Origin of the sequence: Acinetobacter sp. YH12086 (assembly GCF_013419345.1) — a bacterium.
Lineage (GTDB): Bacteria > Pseudomonadota > Gammaproteobacteria > Pseudomonadales > Moraxellaceae > Acinetobacter > Acinetobacter amyesii.
Genome location: NZ_VPAF01000001.1, coordinates 217,556 through 237,565 on the forward strand (window position 1 = coordinate 217,556; position 20,010 = coordinate 237,565).

General features: G+C 39.9%; 17 protein-coding genes and 1 pseudogene. 11 read left to right on the forward strand and 7 right to left on the reverse strand.

The features are described 5' to 3' along the window. Positions 1-41 precede the first annotated feature (41 nt). The 11 genes from FTU29_RS01130 (at position 42) to FTU29_RS01180 (ending at position 10,732) form a co-directional block, all read left to right on the forward strand. Positions 42-1,019, forward strand: a complete 978-nt coding sequence (locus tag FTU29_RS01130) for an SIS domain-containing protein (protein ID WP_078193567.1) — start codon at positions 42-44, stop codon at positions 1,017-1,019. 4 nt (positions 1,020-1,023) lie between these two features. After that, the gene (locus FTU29_RS01135) at positions 1,024-1,563 is read left to right on the forward strand and encodes an HAD family hydrolase (protein ID WP_078188762.1); all 540 of its coding nucleotides are present in this window, start codon (positions 1,024-1,026) and stop codon (positions 1,561-1,563) included. 35 nt (positions 1,564-1,598) lie between these two features. After that, complete coding sequence (gene lptC, locus FTU29_RS01140; protein ID WP_180027055.1) at positions 1,599-2,141, forward strand: LPS export ABC transporter periplasmic protein LptC; 543 nt, start codon at positions 1,599-1,601, stop codon at positions 2,139-2,141. Next, positions 2,131-2,697 (forward strand): lipopolysaccharide transport periplasmic protein LptA, encoded by a 567-nt coding sequence (lptA, locus tag FTU29_RS01145; RefSeq protein ID WP_180119896.1) that lies wholly within the window; start codon positions 2,131-2,133, stop codon positions 2,695-2,697. The genes lptC and lptA overlap by 11 nt, the downstream gene beginning before the upstream one ends. After that, positions 2,697-3,440, forward strand: a complete 744-nt coding sequence (gene lptB, locus FTU29_RS01150) for an LPS export ABC transporter ATP-binding protein (protein ID WP_078188759.1) — start codon at positions 2,697-2,699, stop codon at positions 3,438-3,440. The genes lptA and lptB overlap by 1 nt, the downstream gene beginning before the upstream one ends. A gap of 166 nt (positions 3,441-3,606) precedes the next feature. Beyond that, entirely contained in the window at positions 3,607-5,130 is a 1,524-nt protein-coding gene (locus tag FTU29_RS01155) for a TolC family protein (RefSeq protein WP_180120351.1), read from the forward strand. Continuing rightward, positions 5,127-7,253: a type I secretion system permease/ATPase gene (locus tag FTU29_RS01160; RefSeq protein ID WP_180119897.1), complete on the forward strand. Its 2,127-nt coding sequence runs from the start codon at positions 5,127-5,129 to the stop codon at positions 7,251-7,253. Before FTU29_RS01155 ends, FTU29_RS01160 begins: the two co-directional genes overlap by 4 nt. A 3-nt stretch (positions 7,254-7,256) precedes the next feature. Next, entirely contained in the window at positions 7,257-8,447 is a 1,191-nt protein-coding gene (locus FTU29_RS01165; RefSeq protein ID WP_078193562.1) for an HlyD family type I secretion periplasmic adaptor subunit, read from the forward strand. 102 nt (positions 8,448-8,549) lie between these two features. Further along, positions 8,550-9,149 (forward strand): YigZ family protein, encoded by a 600-nt coding sequence (locus FTU29_RS01170; RefSeq protein WP_180119899.1) that lies wholly within the window; start codon positions 8,550-8,552, stop codon positions 9,147-9,149. Continuing rightward, positions 9,142-9,759: a DapH/DapD/GlmU-related protein gene (locus FTU29_RS01175; RefSeq protein ID WP_180102636.1), complete on the forward strand. Its 618-nt coding sequence runs from the start codon at positions 9,142-9,144 to the stop codon at positions 9,757-9,759. The genes FTU29_RS01170 and FTU29_RS01175 overlap by 8 nt, the downstream gene beginning before the upstream one ends. A gap of 130 nt (positions 9,760-9,889) precedes the next feature. Further along, a complete protein-coding gene (locus tag FTU29_RS01180; protein WP_078193559.1) occupies positions 9,890-10,732 on the forward strand; it encodes a universal stress protein in 843 nt (280 codons plus the stop codon). Between the two features lie 211 nt (positions 10,733-10,943). Here the strand turns inward: FTU29_RS01180 and FTU29_RS01185 are convergent, their stop codons facing one another. From FTU29_RS01185 to FTU29_RS01215, 7 genes and pseudogenes are all read right to left on the reverse strand, one after another. Further along, the gene (locus FTU29_RS01185; RefSeq protein WP_078193558.1) at positions 10,944-11,609 is read right to left on the reverse strand and encodes an O-methyltransferase; all 666 of its coding nucleotides are present in this window, start codon (positions 11,607-11,609) and stop codon (positions 10,944-10,946) included. 131 nt (positions 11,610-11,740) lie between these two features. Beyond that, complete coding sequence (locus FTU29_RS01190; protein WP_078188751.1) at positions 11,741-12,463, reverse strand: D-Ala-D-Ala carboxypeptidase family metallohydrolase; 723 nt, start codon at positions 12,461-12,463, stop codon at positions 11,741-11,743. Between the two features lie 138 nt (positions 12,464-12,601). Beyond that, positions 12,602-12,925 carry a ferredoxin FdxA gene (gene fdxA / locus FTU29_RS01195; protein ID WP_004651686.1) on the reverse strand — a complete coding sequence of 108 codons (324 nt, stop codon included), beginning with the start codon at positions 12,923-12,925 and terminating at the stop codon, positions 12,602-12,604. A gap of 386 nt (positions 12,926-13,311) precedes the next feature. Next, positions 13,312-15,942, reverse strand: coding sequence for a DNA mismatch repair protein MutS (gene mutS / locus FTU29_RS01200; protein ID WP_180119901.1), 2,631 nt, complete (start codon positions 15,940-15,942; stop codon positions 13,312-13,314). A gap of 287 nt (positions 15,943-16,229) precedes the next feature. Continuing rightward, a pseudogene (locus FTU29_RS01205) lies at positions 16,230-16,412 on the reverse strand (diguanylate cyclase domain-containing protein); the annotation flags it as partial. Positions 16,413-16,932: 520 nt separating this feature from the next. Beyond that, complete coding sequence (locus tag FTU29_RS01210; protein ID WP_180094456.1) at positions 16,933-18,939, reverse strand: triacylglycerol lipase; 2,007 nt, start codon at positions 18,937-18,939, stop codon at positions 16,933-16,935. 128 nt (positions 18,940-19,067) lie between these two features. Then, entirely contained in the window at positions 19,068-19,982 is a 915-nt protein-coding gene (locus tag FTU29_RS01215; RefSeq protein WP_078193555.1) for an ABUW_2363 family tetratricopeptide repeat lipoprotein, read from the reverse strand. Positions 19,983-20,010: the final 28 nt, after the last annotated feature.

Below are 20,010 nucleotides of genomic sequence, written 5' to 3' on the forward strand. Positions count from 1 at the left end.
CTCTCACGGCTTAAGGTATAACAACTTTGAATCCACCAAATATGCCGAATCAAGTCGATTTTCAGAAAGTCGCATTAGAAACTTTGCGTATTGAAGAGCATGCTTTACAAGTATTAGCGACGCAAATAGATGATCGTTTTAGCCAAGCCTGCGAAATCATTTTACAGTGCAAAGGGCGTTTAGTGATTACAGGTATGGGCAAATCGGGTCATATCGGTCGTAAAATGGCCGCTACATTTGCCTCGACTGGTACGCCATCTTTCTTCATGCATCCGGGTGAAGCTGGACATGGTGATTTGGGCATGTTGGTTAAAGGTGATGTGCTCATTGCAATTTCAAACTCAGGTAAGAGTGATGAAATTATGATGCTCATGCCATTGATCAAACATTTGGGCATTCCTTTAATTACCATGAGTGGCGACAATAAAGGCCCAATGCCACAAAATGCTGATGTCGCATTGACCTTGGGTAATATTCAAGAAGCATGCCCTTTGGGTCTAGCCCCGACCTCCAGTACCACTGCAACATTAGCCTTAGGTGATGCACTTGCAGTTGCATTATTGGATGCACGTGGCTTTACTTCAGATGATTTCGCACGTTCTCATCCTGCTGGAGCGTTGGGTAAACGTTTGTTATTGCATGTAAAACATCTTATGCATACAGGTGAAGACTTACCAAAAGTGTCGCCAGAGACACCAATGAATAAAGTTCTGTATGAAATTTCAAATAAACGTTTGGGTCTCACCACGATTGTCGATGAAAACGATACCTTATTGGGTATCTTTACTGACGGTGACTTACGTCGTTTGATTGATAAACAGCAAGGCTTTGATGTGAATATGAAAGTCTCAGAAGTGATGATTAAAAATCCTTTGACCATTTCACAAGAAGAACGCGCGGTACATGCTTTAGAACGTATGAACGAAAAGAAAATTACACAATTTGTAGTTGTTGATGATGTCAATAAAGTGATTGGGATTATCAGCATGCATGATCTGATTCAGGCTGGGGTAAATTAAGAAAATGGCATCGTATGTATTGCTAGAACAAGCGCGTCACATAGAAGCACTAGTACTGGATGTAGATGGAATTTTAAGTGATGGATTTGTAACGTTGACCAATAGCGGCGATGAAATCAAATCCTTTGATATTCGAGATGGCTTAGGCATGAAGTTGGTGCAAAAAGCGGGTATCAAAGTCATCATTATTACTGGCCGTAAAAGTAATATTGTTGAAAAACGCATGTCTGACTTAGGTGTGGACTTGGTTTTTCAAGGTCGTGAAGATAAAGGCGTTGCCTTGACTGAAGCCTGCGCACAGTTTGGTATTGATCCTTCAGATTGCCTATATATGGGCGATGATTGGCCCGATCTTTCAGCCTTTGCTATTGCAGGGATGAAAGTGACCGTACCGAATGGACATTTAGAAGTACGTCGCCGTGCAGATCTTGTTACTCAGGCGATGGGTGGACGTGGTGCTGTTCGTGAAATCTGCGATATGCTTTTAGTTTCTAAAGGTGTATATCAGGAACTACTTGAAAAATATGCAAGTGCACCTTATTAATAAATTGATGCAGTCATTGGATTGAATCTCCGCTTATGGATACTAAAGTTTTATACGTGACAGCTGTGGTCATTGCTGCAGTAAGCGGTGGTTTTTACTATTTCGGTGGAAAGGGTAATAAGCTTCAGGCGGACTCTTCGAAAAGTATGACTTACTCAGCTGAAAACATTAACCTGACGCAGACTGATGAGCAGGGAAAATTGCATATTCGTGCGCAAGTCGATCGACTTGAGCAGGATTTGCAAAAGCAAACGTCTCATTTGGTCAATCTGAAAGCATCGACCTATCAAGATGGTGCTGTCGATGCCACGTTCTTTGCTAAACAAGCCAATGGTATGGATGATAACCAAAAAGTCGTACTGAGTGACAATGTGGTTGCAACGAAATTGATGCGTGAAGGGCAAATGGAGTTTCGTACTGAGGAACTAACTGCTTTTCCAAAAAAGCGTGAAATAGAAACGGACAAGACTGTAACGGTGATTTCACCACAAGCCGAATTTGTCAGCCAAGGTTTAAAAGCAAATTTAAACGACGGTCAATACGAATTTTTTAATATTCGAGGAAAGTATGAACCATAATTTTAATCGAAAAACTGCAAAAACTTTCCTAAAACGTACAGCGCTACTCGGTTCACTGGCGTTATGTTCGGTTGCAGCTTTTGCTTTGCCTTCAGATCGTAATCAACCGATTTCATTGGTTGCAGATCGTGCAACATTTAATGAAAAAACTGGGATTACGACATATACCGGTAATGTCATCATTGAACAGGGTACGATGAAGCTTCAGGCAAACTCAATCGTTGCGAACTTAAACAGCAAAAAAGAGATCAGTACGATTACAGCAACGGGTGGGCCAGCACATTTCCAACAAAAAACTGACCCTGCCAAAGGCTATGCAAAAGGCCAAGCACAGAAGATCGTCTACAATGCTGAAACGGGTATTATCACCATGACGGGTGGTGCTTTGCTACAACAAGATGGTGCAAGTATTCGTGGTAATAGCCTGAAATACAGTATGAATAAAGGCGATATCGTAGCTGAAGGTACACCAAATAAATCTGGATCTTCTTCGGGTCGTGTTCAAATCGTGATTCCACCGTCAAGCACTAAGTCCTTCCCAGGAGCACGTGATTAATGGAGCAAACCTCGCAAGTTCAAACTTTATGTATTAAACATTTAGCTAAAAACTATAGTAAGCGTTGGGTGGTAAAGGATGTGTCCTTTAGCATGCAAAGTGGTCAAATTGTGGGTTTACTTGGTCCAAATGGTGCAGGTAAAACCACAAGTTTCTATATGGTTGTTGGCCTAGTGCGTATGGATAAAGGTGAGATTCATTTAGATGATCTTGATTTGTCTGACTTGGCAATGCATGAGCGCGCACGTAAAGGTATTGGTTATCTACCTCAAGAAGCATCTATTTTTAGAAAATTAACGATTTCTGAAAATATCATGTCGATTTTAGAAACCCGTAAAGATCTAAATAAGCAACAACGTCAGCAACGTCTAACGGAATTGCTTGCTGACTTTAAAATCACTCATATTAAAGATTCTCTTGGTATGAGTGTGTCGGGTGGTGAGCGTCGTCGTGCGGAAATCGCGCGTGCGTTAGCGGCAGACCCTAAATTTATGTTGCTCGATGAACCTTTTGCAGGGGTCGATCCTATTTCAGTGGGTGATATTAAAGACATTATCCGAACATTGAAAGATCGTGGTATTGGTGTATTAATTACCGACCATAATGTGCGTGAAACCCTTGCGATTTGTGAGCATGCTTATATCGTGAGCGAAGGTTCAGTGATTGCAGAAGGTACTCCAGAAGAAGTCCTTGCAGATGAAACGGTACGTAAAGTTTATCTTGGTGATGATTTTACTGTTTAATTGAATAAAATAAGAAATTTCCCGTTGAATGGCGCTAGTTTCATTCAGCGGGTTTATGTTATTGTCTGAAATGACAAAAACTGAGCGATTAATCTAAAAAATTAACAAGAATTCAGTATACTTTAAACTAAAAATACGACCTGCAAAAATCATGCGATTACGAAAGATGAATGGTCCAGAAGTTGGGCGTCCGCGTAAAAATAAGTGCAATTTCTTTTGTATATTATTATTACCCTTTTCCATTGGTTCAGTGTATGCAGCAGATACCGGCACTGCACAAAGTACCATTCAAAAGACATTAGATAAGATTTTTTTACCTAATAAGCCGAAACCTTCTGCCGAAAAAATTAACATCACAGAACTCAGTAAATATAATTTAGATACCTCACGTGTCCAAGAAATGCCAGCCGTTGCTTATGGTCGAACGCAACAAGGCAGCTATAATCCAAACACAGTAGCGAAGAATCTAAGTTTTATTGATGCGATACATATCGCCGTCCAAAGACGTCCAGAAATCACACAAAGTATTGCTACAGTCGCATCGCAAAACGCCAATATTGACCTTGCGAATGCTGCATATTATCCCCAAATTTCAGGTGGATTAAGTACCGCAGATCTGACAAAAGGCGAGCGTGGACGTCAGTTGGTATCTTTAAATGCGACGCAGATGTTATATGACTTTGGTAAAACCAAAAGTGCTGTTGGTATCGAAGAAGCAAAAATGTTACAAGAGCAGGCTAATGTACTTGTAAATTTAGATGAAGTTTCTTTTGATGTTGCAAATGCAATTATCAACATTAAACGATATCAAGAAGTGGCTAAAATTGCGCAGCAGCAAATTGCCGGTGTGAGTCGGATTGCTGAGATTGCTAATTTACGTGCAACCGCAGGGATCAGTAGTCAAGCAGACCCTATTCAAGCCAAGTCAAATTTAGAAGCTGCAGAATCAAATTTAATCGTGCAAGAAACTCAACTTCGACAGTATCAACAGCGACTTCGTACCTTGTTAGGTTTTGATGTAAGTCAGATCAATTGGGTGATACCTGATCGGATCTTAACTGCAGCGGCTTTATATGAGGATCCAGACTTCAAGATGATTCCGAGCATGATGCAAGCGCAGGCTGGGGTTGAAATTGCCAAATTACAAAAGCAACAGTCAAAATTAAGTGCTTATCCAACCCTCAATGTCAAAGGTAGTCTGAGTCAGGCGGTAAATGGTCGCAATCCAAATAATGACGAAGATGATGGTTTATATAATTCAATCATGTTGGAAGCGACCAGTAATTTTTACCAAGGTGGAGCAATTGCAGCGCAAACACGTGCCGCAAGCTATGCAGAAGAAGCAGCAAAAGCACAAGTAAATACAGTGTATTTGGATGTGATTGATCAAGTCCGAATGATTCGTGAACAAATCGAAAATAAAAAGCGTCAAATGTCGATATTGGTGCAGCGCCGTGAAACAACGGTAAGAACCAAAGAGCTGTATCAAGAACAATATAAATTAGGAACTCGAACGGTTGTCGATCTACTGAATGCAGAGCAAGCCATACATAGTGCCGCACAAGAAATTGTGACATCGCAATATGATATTTACTCTGCACTTGCACAGTACATCCAAGTGACAGGGCGTTCACGAAATATTTATGAACTTAATAATATATCTATTCAGGGGTTTGAAGTTCAGCCATGAGTAATACAATAAATTATCAACCGTGGCTACAAGCGGTTCTGAATATTGCAAAGCATTATCGAATTGAACCCTCTGAAGAACGTATACGGTTGCAGTTGGATTGGGATCAACACAAAAATGCCGATGAACTGGTCGCAGTGATGGCACGCCAAATTGGGTTAAGTGTTCGTAAAAACAAATACGACATAAATCTGCTCAATCCATGGCGCTTACCGGTATTGGTCGAGTTTATCAGTGGTGAAGTGGGTGTAGTAGAACGCATCGACGTAGACGGCAATGCCAGTGTTCAACTAAGCGGTGATGAAGGCCTATCTCAAGTCTTCTCTATTGAACGATTGAGCCATGGCGTTCGCAATATATATATTCTGCGTCCAGAGTCATCTGTACCCGATGCACGTGTCGATGAATACATCAAGCCGTTTGAAAAAAATTGGTTCTGGTCGATCGTTTTAAAAGACTGGAAACGCTACATCGACATTATGTTTGCTTCATTAATGGCGAATATTTTGGCCCTAGCCACTATTTTGTTCTCAATGAACGTGTACGACCGCGTCATTCCATCTCAATCTGTACCGACTTTATGGGTACTTGCCGGTGGGGTGTTAATTGCAGCGATATTTGAGTTTGCACTACGTGTTTCACGAATTTATTTGTCGGATATTATTGGTAAACGTGCCGATTTGAAAATTTCCGATCGTGTGTTTGGTCATGCATTAAGAATTAAAAATAGCGAACGCTCAAAATCAACGGGTACTTTTATTTCACAGATTCGTGAATTAGAAGGCGTGCGTGAGATGGTCACCTCGACGACTGTTACTGCGATTGCCGACTTACCGTTTTTCTTCTTGTTCCTGTTCATCTTCTGGTTAATTGGCGGCAATCTATTTTGGGTTATGCTGTTGGTGGTTCCTTTGATGATTATTCCAGGGGTTTTGGCGCAAAAACCATTGGCTAAACTTGCACAAATGGGTATGCGCGAGTCTTCGATTCGTAATGCCTTATTGGTTGAATCTGTGCAAGGTATGGAGGATATCAAATTACTTCGTGCTGAATCACGTTTCCAAAACCAATGGAACCACATGAATGAAGTGTCTGCTGATGTCAGCATGCGTCAACGTAAAATTGTAGGCTTAATGTCGGCATGGACGCAAAAAATTCAGGGTCTAACGTTTGCAATTGTTGTACTTGTCGGCTGTTTTGCTGTGATGAAAGGTGAAATGACCACAGGTGCTTTGGTGGCTTGTTCGATTTTGTCTTCACGAATGTTGGCACCGATTTCTGCACTGGCAGGGGTATTAGGTCGTTTACAACAGGCTAAAGTGGCAAAAGCCGGTCTGGATGAGCTCATGAAGAAACCTGTCGATCAACCGGATTATTCTCATCTTATTCATCGACCATCAATTAATGGTCATTATGAACTCAATGGTGTGTCATTTAAGTATGGTGAAGATGACCCACGTCCAAGTCTTTTAATTCCAAAACTGGAAATTAAGGCTGGAGAAAAAATCGCAATTTTGGGCCGTAACGGTGCTGGTAAGTCGACGCTACTCCAATTGTTATCGGGTATGCAAACGCCAGTACAAGGCAAAGTTAAATTAGATGGGATTGAGCTGTCTTTAATTGACCCCGCAGATGTACGCCGTGATATGGGGCTATTGAACCAAAATGCACAGTTATTTTATGGTACGATTCGTGAAAACTTGACCTTGGGTGCTCCGTTGGCTACGGATGAACAATTGATTGAAGTACTGAAAATTACGGGTGCAATTCACTTTGTTCAAGAGAAAAAAGAAGGGCTAGACCATATCATTTTAGAAGGTGGTGTAGGCTTCTCTGGCGGTCAACGCCAAGCTTTGTTGCTTGCACGCTTATTGATTCGTCAACCAAATATTCTATTGCTTGATGAACCTACAGCAGCCATTGATGACGTATCTGAGAAGCAGTTGATCGATCATTTAAAAGGTTATTTACAAAACCGAACTATGGTGGTAGCAACACATCGCCGTGCGGTACTTGAGTTGGTTGACCGCATTATTGTGGTGAATGAAGGTAAAATTGTCATGGATGGGCCTCGTGATCAAATTCTGAATCAGAATGCTCAGAAAAAAGTAGCTGGGGCTTAAATCATGAGTGAAAATAAACAAGAAATACAACGCTCGACCAAAGTCAGCTTTAAAGAGCCACCATTACCGAAATCGAGTTTAATCATTTGGATTATTACGATTGGTCTGGCAATCCTTTTAGTTTGGGCTTGGTTGTTTAAATTAGAAGAAGTCTCTACAGGGACAGGTAAAGTGATTCCATCTTCGAAAGAACAAATTGTTCAGTCGCTTGAGGGAGGGATTTTAACTAAGTTGAATGTGAAGGAAGGTCAAATTGTTGAACAAGGTCAAGTCCTTGCGCAACTCGATCCAACACGCTTCGCATCAAATGTTGGTGAAACCGAGTCTTTACTTGTGGCATCACGTGCGACAGCAGCACGTTTACGTGCAGAAGTGAATGGTACACCATTAACCTTTCCTGAAGATGTTCAAAAGATTCCAGCTTTAGTGAAGGAAGAAACAGCTTTATATCATTCACGTCGTGCAAACTTGGAAGAATCTGTTGCCGGCTTAAAACAGGCATTGGTGTTAGTTCAACAAGAATTGGCCATGACTGAGCCGCTTGTTGCTAAAGGGGCAGCAAGTGAAGTTGAAGTACTTCGTTTAAAGCGTTCAGCGAATGACTTACAAAATCAGTTAAATGATGTCCGTAACCAATATTTGGTAAAATCACGGGAAGAATTGTCGAAAGCCAATACTGATATTGAATCACAGCAACAAGTGGTGAAAGGCAAATCAGATACACTCAGCCGTACCGTTTTTAAATCTCCAGTTCGTGGTGTGGTCAAAGAGATTGATGTGATGACATTGGGTGGTGTGATTCCGCAAAATGGTAAATTGATGACTATTGTACCTTTGGATGAACAGCTTTTGGTAGAAGCACGTATTTCACCACGAGATATTGCTTTTATTCGTCCGGGTCAAGAAGCCTTAGTGAAAATTACGGCATATGACTATTCGATCTATGGTGGTCTAAAAGGTAAAGTGACCGTCATTTCACCAGATACTTTACGTGATGAAGTGAAACAAGATCAGTTCTATTATCGTGTTTATATCCGTACAGATAGTGATAAATTAAGCAATAAAGAAGGTAAAAGTTTTAGTATCACTCCGGGTATGGTGGCGACAGTTGATATCCGTACCGGCTCGAAAACTGTACTTGAGTACTTAATCAAGCCATTCAATAAAGCAAAAGAAGCACTTCGCGAACGTTAATAGCGCAGTGCCAATCAAGCCTCCAGCATTGGGGGCTTTTTTGTGGATGTAAGTCTTTCAAAAAACGCTATAATATCCTTTGATACAGGATCTAAAGACGTTATGCCATTTACACTCGCCGCACAGTTTGAATATGAAGAAGACATTAAAAAAAGTCGTTTTCAAGCCATCGCAGTTCCTGTGGAAAATGAACAAGCCGTTAAAGAATTTCTCGAAGCCCATAAAGATATCTCAACAACACATCAGTGTTGGGCATGGAAAATTGGACATACCGTACGTTTTAATGATGATGGTGAGCCTTCAGGCACAGCAGGTCGGCCCATTCTAGCAACCATAGAAGGGAATGACCTAACCAACGTGTTGGTCTTGGTTAATCGTTGGTATGGCGGAATTAAGCTCGGGACTGGGGGCTTGGTACGCGCCTATGGTGGCTGTGCAGGTCAATGCCTTTTACAAGCTGAAAAAATTGAACTCATTGAGAAGAAAAAAGTGCAATTTAGTTGTCAGTTTAATGAATGGGCAATTTTCCAATACGAACTCAATCAGCAGCAAATTGAATTTCAGGAAGAATATACAGCGCAGGGCGTAAATGTACTTGCATCATTGCAAATTCATCAAATCCAACCGCTACAGTTAAAGATTCAAGATGTAACTCGCGGACGTGAACAATTGCATATCGTTGAGGCTGCTGAAGATGAATGAAATAGATCCATTATTGAAATATCGAGAGCAACATAAGCATCGTCTGAATTATATGCCTTGGTTGTATTGGTCACTCAAACCGAAAAATCGTGGTTGGGCTGAAGCTTGGCAACAGGAATATCAAGACTATCTCAAATCGATGGAAACTGTGGAAATTGGTGAAAATTGTTTTATATCGCCCTTGGCTCATATTTTTGCCGAACCGGGACGTAAGATTGTTATTGGAGATAACAGCTTTATTGCAGCAGATTGCACTTTGCATGGCCCAATAGAAATTGGCAATGAAGTGGCGATCAATCATCACTGTATTTTAGATGGTGGGCGCGTGGGCATAAAAATTCATGATCAAGTTCGTATGGCGGCATATTGCCATTTATACGCTTTTGATCATGGAATGGATGTCAATCAACCGATCTATCAGCAGGCTGTACGATCACAAGGGATTGAGATAGAGCATGATGTTTGGTTAGGGGCGCATGTTGGAATTAAGGATGGTATTCACATTGCTGAGCAGGCTGTAGTCGGCATGAACAGTATGGTGACGAAAAATGTCGAAGCGCGTGCAATCATTGCGGGAAATCCTGCAAAATTCATTCGATATCGTGAATAAATAATCGCCAAATAGGTCATAAATATTTTTTATGCTTACACAAATGCATGCACAGTGAAACAGAGTTGTGATAAGTTAAAAATAACAAACAACATTTTATAGCCAAGCAATAATAAAACGAGGGCTAATCATGAAACGAGTTATCGCCTGTATCGACTCTTCTCCATGCATTAATGCACTAGCTGATGCTGCTGCTTGGGTTGCTAAACAAACTCACCGTGAGTTGGTTTTACTGCAAATACTTGATTACTATCCGGCAAGTTATCACTTAGGTGAAATTAGCGGCGTGATTGGGTTTGAAAGTAATGCCATGCTCTTAAAAGAACTCGCGGAGTTAGAACAAAAACAAAGTGATTTAGCGCTAGATTATAGTAATAACTTGCTCAAACACATTTCTGAAATGATCCAAGATAAGCATGGTATTCAAACCACCCATATTCAGGAAAAGGGTGACTTCTTAGAGCAAAGTTTTAATATTTTGCAAGATGACGATATTGTTTTAATTGGTCGCGTTGGTGAACGTTCAGCAGAGCGTAATAAGCCGCTGGGTAGTAATGTTGAAAACTTTATTCGTGGTGCAAGTTGTACAGTTATGACCGTAGGACCAACGTTTAAACCACCGACTCGCTTTATTTTTGCCTATGAATATTCGCCTAAATGCGTTGAGTTAATGAAGCGTGTGGCACAAAGTGATCTACTCAAACTCTTACAATGTCATTTGGTTTATGTTGGAGATCACCCACAAATCTTGGATGATCCAAAAAATTATTTAACCAATGCCGGTCTCGATGTGGTGACAGAATACCGTTATGGCGATGTTTCGGAAAATATTCTGGACTATCAACAAGAGCATGGTATTCAGTTAATCGTACTTGGCGCTTTTAGCCACAGTAAAATCCATCAGTTCTTCTTGGGCAGTATCACTACCAGTATTTTCAGAAATTCCAGTGTTCCATTGTTGGTTGTAAAATAAGTTGAGCAAACGAACAGAGTTGATTTAATAGACGGACAATTACGAGTAAATAAATAATAAGTTGTTGATTTAAAAATAATCAGAGTTATCCTCAAAAATTGTGGATAACTCTGTGTGTAGTGTTTGTAAGTAATTGTTTTTAAAATAAAATATTATATTGATTGTTTTTTGTACCTTTATTCGAGGTGTTTAAAAAACACCTCGATTGAGATTATTTAACGATTGCAATTGCAAAACCGTCATGACCTTTGCAACCAACAGTTTGAAGTGCTGTGCAAGATAAAATTTTCGGATGATTTTGCATGGCTTTGAACATATCACGGATACCTTCAATGCTGGGTTTATGGTTTTCAGCATTTAGAATCTCACCTGCACGAATTACATTGTCTAAAACAATCACTGTACCTGAATGAGATAAATTTAAACTTAATTCTAAATATTCAGGGTAGCTCTGTTTGTCTGCATCGACAAAAATAAAGTCAAAAGGTTCGGTATCTTCAGGAAGGGCACGTAAAATATCTGCCGCACGACCACATTTCAGTTCTATCGTTTGTGCAAGCTTTGCATTATCAATATTTTCTTGACCGAGGGCAGCATGTGTATCACGACCTTCAATGGTCAGAATGTAACCATCTTCAGGTAATGCACGTGCTAACCACATGGTGCTATAGGCTGCAAAAGTTCCAAGTTCTAAAACGCGTTTACACTTGTTCATTTGGATTAACATTTGAAGCAGCATGCCTTGATTAGCCGCTACAGCAAGATGATCAGGAAAGCCACGTTCATCCGTATGTTGAAGTGTTTGGGTCAATATTGGATCTTCAGGAATTAAATGTGAATCGATGTAAGCATCAATGTCTGTCCACATTTGTTGCATGTTGTCGCACCTCGTGATTGATGCAAGCATTTTAAACCTTTCCACCAACATCGCAATTTATTGTTCTATATTTGAATATTTTATGTACAAAAAAGACCTCCGAAGAGGTCTTGATATGACGATGTAATGTTTTAGTAATTACACATTGATGAGCGACTTGAGTGATCAGGCCCCCAAGTACGGTAGCCTTGAGTATCAATATGAATTTGTCCGCTGGCATATAAACCTAATCCCATATTGAGACTCTGCCCGTGTTGTGACCAAAATTGGCATAAACGGAACTTGGTATTTTCAATATAACTGTAGTCTTCGGGCTGCGGGTACGCAGGTCCAATACGGAAATCAATCGCCGAGTTATATAGGTGACGAGATGAACTTGCACCACCGGCACATTGGTTCAAAGGCAAATCACGATAAACCGAAGTCACTTCAAAGTCCGTTAAGATATTTGCAGCAACTAAATATTTAAAGACACGTAAGGTCGCAATTTGGTTTTGCCATAATTCACGGTTAGGCACCATATATTCTGAGCGACCACATTTTTGCCAATCACGTGCAGTACGCATCAGCTCAAATGAAGGGATGATATTGCCTACACCATTTTTCTCTAAAAAGACTTCATAGTCTCGAACGCGACGTAAATTATCAACAGACGCGACCCATGAGTTGTATGCATAAGGCACCACTTTAGGCGGGGCTTGTCTGATGGTCGTCACTTTTTCTTGAGGTATGTAAATACGTTTACCGTCGGGAGTTGTAATAGTGTGACCTTGTTTTTGTGGTGTAGTTGTACAACCAATGAAAACAAGAGGGAATATTGCAACGGACAATAATCCCTTGAGTAAATGCTTCATTATAGAAATCAATTATTTATAAACTCGTTCTATTTTAATCCAATTTGATTGAGAAAATTTGAATAATTTGCAATGAAATGTGTGCTTTAAGTATAAAAAAAGATCAGCATGTGCTGATCTTTTCATGAAGGCGTAAAATTACTTTTCAAGATATTGTAATTTATCAGCTTTACCGTTCCACTCTTCACGGTCGGCAGGTTGATCACCAATTTGAGTGATGTTCGGCCATTTTTGAGAAAGTTCAGTATTAAGTTCGATAAATACTTCTTGACCTTCAGGTAACTCATCTTCAGAGAAAATCGCGTTAGCTGGACACTCAGGTTCACATAGCGCACAGTCGATACATTCATCTGGATTAATAACAAGGAAGTTTGGACCTTCATAGAAACAGTCAACAGGGCAAACTTCTACGCAGTCTTGATATTTACATTTAATACAGTTTTCAGTGACAACAAAGGTCATGGCGACAGCTACCTAAAAAATATGGTTCTAATAAACTAATGGTGTATTTTAGGCAAAAAATAGGGTAACTAACAATTCCTTTTATTGATAATTATTATATGCAGTGCTGTTAAAATCACTAAAAACTGAACAATTTATGTAAATTTCACAATGAATGAGAATCATACTCAAAAACTGATTAAATTACATCTGTTTATCGAACAATATTTTTAATGTGGATTTTAAGCATGAAACATTTTAGAACACTAATTTTTTTATCAATTTATTGCTGAGTAGCCGCATAAGTAAATAGCAAACATTCACTAATTTACGCGTTTCAATGGTGTCAATGCAAAGAACACCTTCATAGGTGTTCTTTGCATATCTCATCTATCGCTTCTGCTCAATTAGATCTTAAGTAAATCCTTTAAGAGATAAAGCTGTTGTAATGCTTCACGTGGACTTAAGTTATCTACATCTAAATCTGCTAAGGCATCAAGTACGGGCGATGTTTTTTCAACTTCCACCACGCGTTCAATGACTTCGGGCTCTGTGAGTGCCGAGAATAGATCGGTTTGTACAGCAGTATTGAGTTGCTGTTTTTGTTGAGTTTCTAAAATACGAAGTCGGTTTTGCGCTTCTTTGATCACAGCTGCAGGAATCCCCGCAAGCTTTGCCACTTGTAGACCATGACTTTGACTCGCAGGGCCTTGTTGGACCTTATGTAATAGGATCAAGTTGCCATTTAGCTCACGAGCAGTCACATGATAGTTATCGATATTAGCGTCTTTGCCTAACTCGGTGAGTTCAAAATAATGCGTTGCAAATAGGCATAAACATTTAATACGACGCGTGAGATCGAGTACACATGCCCACGCCAAAGATAAGCCGTCATAGGTACTCGTACCACGCCCAACTTCATCCATCAGTACCAATGATTGATTGGTCGCATGATGTAGAATCTGTGAGGTTTCAGTCATTTCCACCATGAAGGTTGATTTGCCTGTAGACAAGTCGTCGGCAGATCCTATACGGGTAAATATCCGATCGATCGGCCCTAATACGGCAGATTGGGCAGGGATAAAGCTACCACAGTAGGCCAATAAGCTGATTAAGGCAGTTTGGCGCATAAAGGTCGATTTACCGCCCATATTTGGCCCTGTGATAATCGCCATACGGTGATTAAAGTCCAAACTGGTATCATTTGGGGTAAATGCCGATTTGCTCAGAGATTCCACAACAGGGTGACGTCCGGCTTTGATTTTGATCCCAACTTCAGGGCTATATTCAGGACGTGACCAATTGCGTAATCGAGCTTGATGGGCAAAATTAGCCAGTAAATCAATTTGCGCTATAGCGGCGCTCATCATTTGTAAGTTGCCAATATCTGCACGTAATTCATCGAGTAATAGTTCAAAAAGCATTTTTTCGCGCGCTAATGCACGTGACTCACTTGAAAGCACCTTATCTTCAAAGGATTTCAGCTCAGGGGTAATGTAGCGTTCAGCATTTTTAAGGGTTTGGCGGCGAATATAATGATCAGGTGCTTGTTCAGCTTGTGCGCGAGTCAGTTCAATATAGTAACCACTAACTCGGTTATAACCAATTTTTAAGGTTGAAATTCCGGTTTGTTCACGCTCTTTAATTTCAAGATCAATGAGGAATTGTCCCGCATGGTCACGAATTTTACGTAGTTCATCAAGTTCAGTGTCGAAACCCTCGGCAATCACATTTCCATCACGTAAAAGCACTGGCGGGTTTTCTACGATGGCAGACATGAGACGCTCATGTAAGCCGTGAAAATCACCCATTTCATCATTTAACTGAGCGATCAGCTTAGATTGATGTGCCTGAATGATCGGTTCAAGTGCATGTCGAAGATAGGGAATTTGTGCACAAGTTTGACGTAACTGAACTAGGTCTCGTGGACGAGCACTGCCGAGAGCTACACGAGATAGCACACGTTCAATATCACCAATTTCTTTGAGAACTAAGCGGATCGGAGACTCATGATAGCCTTGCAGCATCGCTTGTGATGCATCTAAACGTGCATCCAATAAAGCGGTATCTCGTAAAGGCTGCATTAAGGTACGACTTAATAGACGGCCACCCATCGCAGTTTGGCAATCATTGATTAGTTGGAACAGGGAAGTACCATGTTCAAATAGGGGATCAATCAGTTCTAAGTTACGACGAGTGACGGGGTCGAGCGCGACAAAATCACTACTTTGTTCGAGTTGAATGCTGCGAATATGGGGTAAAGCAGTTTTTTGAGTCACTTTTGCATAGTGAATCAAAGCCGCTGCGGCAGCTTTCGCCAAAGGTAAATGGTCAATACCAAAACCTGAAAGTGTGGCAACTGCAAATTGGTCACACAGCGTTTTTTGTGCGTTATTTAAATTGAAGTCGACGTTTGGACGTTTAGTGACAGGGCAGTCTAATTGACGTTTAATTTGCTCGACAATATTCGGATCAATAAGATCTTCATCAATCAAAATTTCGCTCGGCATTAAACGTGAAAGTTCGATTGCTAATTGTTCCAGCTGATAGTCCATTTGCTGAACTTTGAAAATACCTGCACTGAGGTCTAGTAAAGCAATCCCGATCTGATTTTGTTGTAAGCAGATCGCGACTAAATTTGAACTTTGATGAGAGGCAATTAGTGCATCATCCGTTAATGTCCCCGGGGTAATGATACGAACAATGCCGCGCTCAACTGGACCTTTACCTGTTACCTCACCAATTTGCTCGCAGATCACCACCGTTTCACCTTTTTTTACAAGGCGGGCTAAGTAGCCTTCAGCTGCATGGTACGGGACTCCCGCCATAGGAATAGGCTCACCATTGGCTTTACCACGATGTGTTAGTGTAATTCCTAAAAGTTTTGCTGCTTTATGCGCATCTTCAAAAAAGAGCTCATAAAAATCACCCATCCGATAAAACATCAGTGAATGCGGATTTTGCATTTTGACTGACATGTACTGTTGCATCATTGGGGTCAGCGTTGAAAGGTCAACTTTGGAATTATCAGCTTGCATGAAACGAAATACCTTAAAATAAAAATTTGTGCGCTGCTAAACGAAAAACACTGTTTTGATGAAAATTGGATTTAGAAAAAGTCCTTATATTTATATTGTCTCTTCGTTCAAAACCACAGGTGTACGTTAACAAATCGTGTTGCTGATTCTAGCAAAAAAAGTGACAGGAAAATGCCAGAAAAGGTTTGTCTGCATGTAAAAAAAGCAGTCAAAATATTATTTATAAACGCTAAAAAAGTCTGTGTGTAAATTCAACAATGGATAAATTAACAATGCGATTAACTGACTCAAACATCAAGCTGCGCTTCAGCCTGAGCTAATCGATATTGGTTGCGACCGCTGCCTTTTGCAAGGTAAAGTGCACGATCGGCAGCCAATATAAATTTTTGAATTTGATCAGATTCAGATGGAATGATTGTTGCCGTACCGATGCTAATCGTCACAAATTTAGACATATGGCTGGCTGGATGTGGAAGTTCGAGTGATTAAATTCTGCGTAATAAATTGGCTGCCAAAGGTTCAATTTTCAGCTTCAGTTAACACCCTAAAGAGTAGTAAAAACTCTTTGCTGCCATAGTGTGCAGCTAACTCACCATTTCGATTGGTGATTTGAGACAAAACCTCACGGTAGAGCGGTTGATAAATGGATTATAAACTTGACGTAAAATATACTTAATTTTATATAGTTATGATTTAACCCCCAATTTCATCCAGATGAAGTGACTTTAAGCCTTAAAATTTCATAATTCGATATGCGCATAAAATAATAAGGAAAATCGCACAATATTTTGAATTTATTTTACAATAATTTATCTCCAATATAAGGTTTATGTAAAGTTTAACGAGTGCCTTTGAGTTTTAAAATAATTAAAAAAAAGCTTATATAGTAATTACCTGAATAATGGCATATTCAAGTAAATGCAGAAATAAAAAAAACCGATCCTGAGATCGGTTTTAAAATATGTAGATCGATTTAAATGCTGTATTGCCTTATGGTTTATAGAGGCCAAGTTCAATCAAATGCAAACGTAATATACGGCGTAGTTCGAGTACAGCTTCAGGGGTTTCTTGAATCGAATGACCCCCTTTAATGATTTTTTCTGAAACAGCACCCTCTAGATGAGCACTAGTGTATGGTACAATATCATCCGTCATAATATTTTTATCTTGACTGTTGGTGTTATTTCCCATAATTGAATGAAACTTCAAACCCTTACGTGGCTGAATATCTTCAGTGAGCGCGATAAATTTTGATTGATGACTTAAGTCACTTGGTCCATTTTGGATCAAGCCATGGTCAATTTCACGAAATAAATCTTTCAGGTCTTCTTCTTGAGTTAACACATCACCCATGGCCGATAAAAAAGCTCCTGGGAGTTTAATAATTTTTCGAGCGGCTTTGGTAAACCAGCGATCTGCATATTCTGTACCACGATGAGGTGCAGCCAAAAAAATTGCACGGCTGAAATTAGGAATATCATCAATCACCATACGTTGCTTCACTACTGGAATATTTCGGTACTGATTTAATTGACGTGAATTCATCATTTTCAAAGCTGCTTGCGTGGTATCGGCTTGGCTGACCAGTAGTCGTGCAATAATGCCGCCCATACTATGACCGACTAGAACAGCATCTTTTTTAGCTGCGGCATTGGCGTCTACTTTGCTAAAGGTCTGAGTCAAAATGGAATAAATTTGGAAGCGGCTTTCAATAATCGGCATATTAGTTGAATAGAAGACTTGCCACACTTGATAATGTTCACGTAGCACTGAATCGCCCATAATATCGTTAGTCAGACGAATCCATGCTTCAGGGCTGCTAGCAAGGCCATGTACCAAGACGATAACTTTCTTGTCAGGATTATATGGTTCAAGCATGTAGAGATGCGGCATCGTCAGTTTTTCATCTCGGTCAATCAGTGATAAATAAGCTGCCTTACCCAAGTTATTTTGTGCTAACCAAAGACCATATGGAGCAGAAAAATTGGCAGCAAGCGCATAGTTTTTATTGGCAATATTGACCTGTTCATACTTATACGGGTCGTAAGCTTTAATTTGAAACTCATGTTGATTCAAAATTTGATCAACTGTAGTTGTAGCGCTTAGTGGTTCAGCCGTTAAGGTTGCAGCTAAATAGCGCGCTTGATGGATATTAGGGTTTGAACCAGACGGATATTTAAAATCAATCGGGTTGATAATATATTTTGCTTTGCCTGTTTCAATCGTATGTTCTTCGGGTAAAACTACAAGAAATTCGGAGCCAAAACCATCTCGGCGGGTAATTGAACGTAAACCTGAGAAGTTGAGGTTATAGGTTGACATCAATTGTTCAATTTTACGATTTTTGAGTTCTGGGTAGTGGCTGAAGTCTATGTGATAGGTGGTTTGTCCGACTTTAATCTGTTGGGTGACTTCTTGCGGCTTATAACGTAGTGCATAGCTGCTAACCAATTTGGCAATCCCTTGATTATAGAAATCACGGATTTGAACTTGACGGTTATCAAAAATACGATCAGCAGGCGCACGTTTGGTTTTAAACATGTACGCATAGCTATAGCGAATACTTTTATCGAGTAGTATCAATTGTTGATCTAAACACTTATTATAAGTGTCTTGTTCAATTTTTTGTTTTTCTTCAGATTTGTGACTACTGAGCACACCTAACTTGCAGGCTGAAGAAGATTCATATTCTATAGCTTTAGCTAAATATAATTCACTTGCTGTAGAAAGTAATTGTTCATCTTGAATCTGAGGAATTTGTTGTAACTCATCAACACAGGCTTTCGGGTCTTCTGTGCAGGCTTTGGCTTCCCGACCTGTCATCGACAAGACATTTAAACTGGCTTCGCTAAGTTTATTTCGAGAAATAATACTTTCACGTTCATTGGCAATCGAAACATTGAGTTTTTGATTTTTGACACTGACGACCTGACATCCACTCAGTACGCTTGTACTTATGATTCCAAGGAGCAGTATTTTTTTAATATTTTGCTGCATAAAGAGGCCGCACATAAGGTTAAGTATTTTCAAATCATACGATAATTATCAGGATTTTCAATTCACCTTAAATGAAAAAAGACCGTTAAAACGGTCTTTTTTCAAAAGAATTTTCTAAATCGTCAGATTTAAGACGCAGCTTTAGGTGGATTTAAAACTTGCCAAACATTCCAGCGACCTTGCTTTTCAATTTCTTGAATTAAACGATCAGCAACTTCTGCTTCTTGTGGATATTTAACTTTATAGTTCTTTAAAACCTGAATGGCGTTCTTTTTTTGTTCCATGGCAATATAGTTATTTGCTGCAGAAAGATACGCTTCTTGAACACCGGCTTTCATTGCTTTGTCTAAGTATGGAATCGCTTCACGTTGACCACCACCTTCAGATAAACCAAAACCGAACCAGAAGTTTGCTTCTGCATCATCTTGGTTGATTTTTAAAATACGTTGTGCGTAAGTTAATGATTTAGTTGTGTACACAGAACCCAAATCAAGGTTACGTGCCATCACACTGGCTTTAAATGCACGAACTAAAATATCAAAAGAAGCGTTGTCTTTAGACGCAAGCGTATCTAATTTTTGCGTAACTTCCTTGAGTTTAAGCTCAAACCCTTTGCGTTCTTGGCGTTGAACAAAACGTGGTGGATAGTGACGTGCTTTACCTTCAACAAGCTGTAAGAAATCATCAATTTCAGTAATGTCGATTTCATTGTCACCTGCTAAAGCAGCAAATTTCATCGAACGTTCTTTGCTGTCAACAGTGGGGATAATCAGGCGGTTTTCTTCAAGAGTTAATTGCTTAGATGGGTCGGTTGGGCTAGTTACCACCATCTTAGTCACAGGCTGTGCTGCAGCTTTTTGTAAATTTAATTCAAAAGGAGGTGGTGCATCGTAGTTAAATGGGTTGAGTGCGTAGAAAGGTGGAGTCAGTTCAGGCTCTACAAAAATCATGGCATCTTTAGGTGCATTATTCTTAGTTGGGGCGCTTCCACAAGCGGCAAGGGTTAAAGCAATACAAGCAACTGCCAAGGGCTTAAGCGTCATATGATTCATCCATTAAATTTATTTTATA